The sequence below is a fragment of the Gemmatimonadota bacterium genome (assembly GCA_026705765.1).
Lineage (GTDB): Bacteria > Latescibacterota > UBA2968 > UBA2968 > UBA2968 > VXRD01.
In genome coordinates this window covers 1-3,492 of record JAPPAB010000184.1, presented here as the reverse complement: position 1 = coordinate 3,492, position 3,492 = coordinate 1, and the positions used below count along the sequence as shown (strand labels likewise).

At 47.8% G+C, this 3,492-nt stretch carries 2 protein-coding genes; both read left to right on the top strand.

The genetic code is table 11. The features are described from left to right. Positions 1-494 precede the first annotated feature (494 nt). Positions 495-2,900 (top strand): ABC transporter permease, encoded by a 2,406-nt coding sequence (locus tag OXH16_23730; GenBank protein MCY3684415.1) that lies wholly within the window; start codon positions 495-497, stop codon positions 2,898-2,900. A gap of 325 nt (positions 2,901-3,225) precedes the next feature. Next, positions 3,226-3,492, top strand: a 267-nt coding sequence (locus OXH16_23725) for a hypothetical protein (GenBank protein ID MCY3684414.1), incomplete at its 3' end; no start/stop codon positions are given.

The following is a 3,492-nucleotide window of genomic DNA, read 5'->3' as shown; positions in this document are numbered from 1 at the left end:
ACAAGTCATTCTCAACCTGACCAAATATTAAGTGTATATGAATGGAGAGCTCACCAAACAAGACGTGGACGCCATCGCCGAGTTCAGAAGGGACCCCAGGTATCTGGAATACTACTACCGGCCCGCCTACACCAGAGAGGAGTGCGTCCGCTTTGTAGATAAGTGCATCGCCTGGTCCAAAGAATATCCAAGATTCAAGTTCCAGTTCGCCATCACGGATCGCTCAAATGGGGTATTACTTGGTGACTGCGGAATACGCACAGAAAGCATTGAGGACTGGCGGGGTGACATAGGCTACGAATTGTCCGCGGCGTTTGCAGGGCCAGTGCCATTAATTACACTAATTAGAATAGACTTTCGTCGGCTATCTAATCCAAATTAAATGATCATTTCTTTCAATGGCCCAATCGGTTTGTATTCGCAGTCTCTTCTTCTTATCTTTCATATAGGATCTAAGGTACACACCAAATTGAGTCAAACTTTAAGAGGCTATAATGCTGCGTAATTATCTGGTTGTAGCGGTTCGGAATTTGTTGAAGAATAAAATCTTGTCAATGATCAACGTTTTTGGACTAGGAGCAAGTCTGTCGATCTGCCTGCTGATCATCTTGTTTGTGTCATACCAAAAAACGTCTGATGCATGGCACAAGAAGGCAGATCGTATCTATCTCACCATCTGCGACTACCGTTCGTCCGGCAACCCTGGTCGTAACTCCTACGCAACGACACCTCTGAGTCTTGCTTCGCTTCTTCAAGATATCTGCCCAGATGTAGAAGTGACGACACGGTTACGCAGATTCCGTGGTTCCATGGGCTTTCCCGGCAGTCAAAGTCAAATTAAAGTGTCTGGCCTTTATGCCGAGCCGTCGTTTTTCGAGGTATTCGATTTCGCTCTTGTGGAGGGGAATCCCGCTACCGCGCTTTCCGAACCCAATTCCATCGTGCTTTCGCAGAACAAGTCGGTTGCATTCTTTGGAGATTCCAGCCCACTGAATCAGACTGTGATGATCGGACAGACGCCATACAAGGTAACGGGCGTCCTGGCGGATCCGTTAGGGGCCAGCTATGTACGGTTTCAGATCCTGGTGTCGTTTGAGACCTTGAAATTTGCGCCACCCCGCGGCATTCCTCAGTGGAGCGATGGCATGAATGACACATACACATTCCTGGTCTTACGAGAAGGTACCCACCCAACGGTCCTGGAAAGATACTTCACACAGATCATTCAAGACCACTACCCTCCTCGTACAGATCGACAGATAGAGAGGGCAAGTGCCCACTTACTGACCGACCTCAACCTGAGCGTCATGAGAGTTAACCAACTTAGTTGGATGGTTCCTGGCATGGCTGTTTATTTTGTTAGTGTTCTGGCCGCTATAATACTGATAGGGGCGTGCTACAATTATACCAACTTAATTGTGGCCAGAGCAATGGCCAGAGCCCACGAGGTGGCAATTCGGAAAGTCGTAGGTGCATATCGCAGACAGATCATTGGCCAAATATTGGTGGAGTCGATTCTAACAGTATTGCTGGCGACGTTTTTTGCCCTGTGGCTGTTGGTATGGTTAATTCCTGCTTTCAACGAGATGTTCTTTACTTCATTTTTTCCCTTGGCCCGCATCAAGCTCGACGTTCTCAAAGATCTGACGGTCTATCTCACTGTCCTTGGCTTCAGCGTAGGCGTAGGCATTCTTGCGGGCACCTACCCCGCACTTCATCTTTCCCGATTCGTCCCAGTCTTGATCTTGAAGGGAGGAAGTTTTACAAAGGATCGAGCCAAGTCATTCAATCGGATGTTTGTGGTGGGGCAGTTTGGCATGTCGTTATTCTTCGTCCTCTCGACCCTGTTCGTGTACCAGCAGTTCCGATATATGGTATCGTCCGACTATGGATTTGATCATGAAAATATAGTGAACGTACGGCTTCAGGGAGTGGGCTACGACGTGTTCCGGCAGGCGATGGAGCAATCGCCCTCAGTGGAGCTCATTTCTGGTTCCTCACAGATTCTGATGCAGGGTGAGCGATCAGAACGTTCGGTGACGATTGGGAGAGGTGATCCTAAGACAGTTTCAGTTTCCGAATTAATAGTGGACTACAATTTTGTTTCGAACCTGAAACTCAAGCTACTTGCAGGCCGTTACTTCAATCGCCCATCGGATATTCACAGGAGTGTGCTGCTCAATAGAACCGCTACTCGGTTGCTAGGTCTGGAAAACGAAGAGCAAGCGATAGGTCAAATCTTGAACGTGTCAGGGAAGAACACGAAACCTACCATTGTGGGGATTCTGGAAGACTTTCAGACATATGGCATAGGCATGGATATTGATCCTGTCATACTGCTCTGTGAGCCAGCGGGGATACAGTGGGCAAACGTGCGCGTGTTACCCGGCCATATGCCTGAGGCGGTTGCGCACCTCGAACAGGTCTGGCCTGAGTTAGGAAGTCCTTGGAAAGTGGAGTACGATCTGTTTACGACGCAAATCCAAAAAGGAATGCTCGCTGGAGTCTATTCCGATGTTTTGCATATCATTGCTCTGATTAGCGCTTTCGGGGTGCTTTTGGCCTTACTTGGCATGTTGGGAATCGCTATGCATGTCACGGAAATGCAGGTCAAGGCAGTTGCAATACGTAAGGTTCTGGGAGCGAGTTCTTGGCAGATCGCTGTGCTCTTGTCAAAGGATTTTCTCTTGATGTTTGTTGTGGCGGTTCTACTTGCAGCTCCTGCTGCGTGGTTTGCAAACCACCTCTGGTTAAACCAGTTCCCCCTCCGAACCACAATGAGTCCGTGGCTGTTCGGTGGTGTTGTTGCCGTGATGGCAGCAGTTGTTCTCACAGTAGTTGGGTCGCAGACACTTCGTGCAGCGAATTCCGACCCAGTAAAGGCACTCAGACGTTTATAGAGCTGACGAATAGACATTGTTGGACAGTAATGTTCCATACTTCATGTCCTGAGTTGTCGTGTGTCAGATCCCATATCAAATCACTTTTAGAGATACCTACCTTACTTAGAATCATTAGCGAACGAATTTGCAAATTCAATGGGAGGATGCAAAAGCCTTATTGAGAATCTAATATGGGTAATTTTTCATATAATGAACGAATACTTGCTGTAAATCGAAAAATGGGGTATAAACCAAAGCCAGGTATTTTTTTCTTAACTCGAAGACATTAGCCGTCATGCCGCTTCAGAACACTGAAGCGGCATGTTTCCTATGAGTTTGATCCATGTCTAAAATTATAATTCGCGGATGTCTGGAAGATCCGAACCCCATCCAGCTTGGGCTGATCGGAGAAATTCATGAGGTATTGACAGCTCGTTCTATTCCGCATTGGTTGGGTGGAGGGTGGGCTTTGGATTTTCTGTTAGGCGAATGCTTGCGGGTTCACAGCGATATAGACTGGGCAATTTGGAAAACAGATGCCCCTACGGTAAGCACCTGTCTCGAGGCTCTGGGATATATTCGCAAGGAGCTACGGCATCCCGAAGAACAC

Coding starts and splice junctions, on each gene's coding strand:
- OXH16_23730 (MCY3684415.1), top strand. CDS start 495: ATGCTGCGTAATTATCTGGTTGTAGCGGTTCGGAATTTGTTGAAGAAT.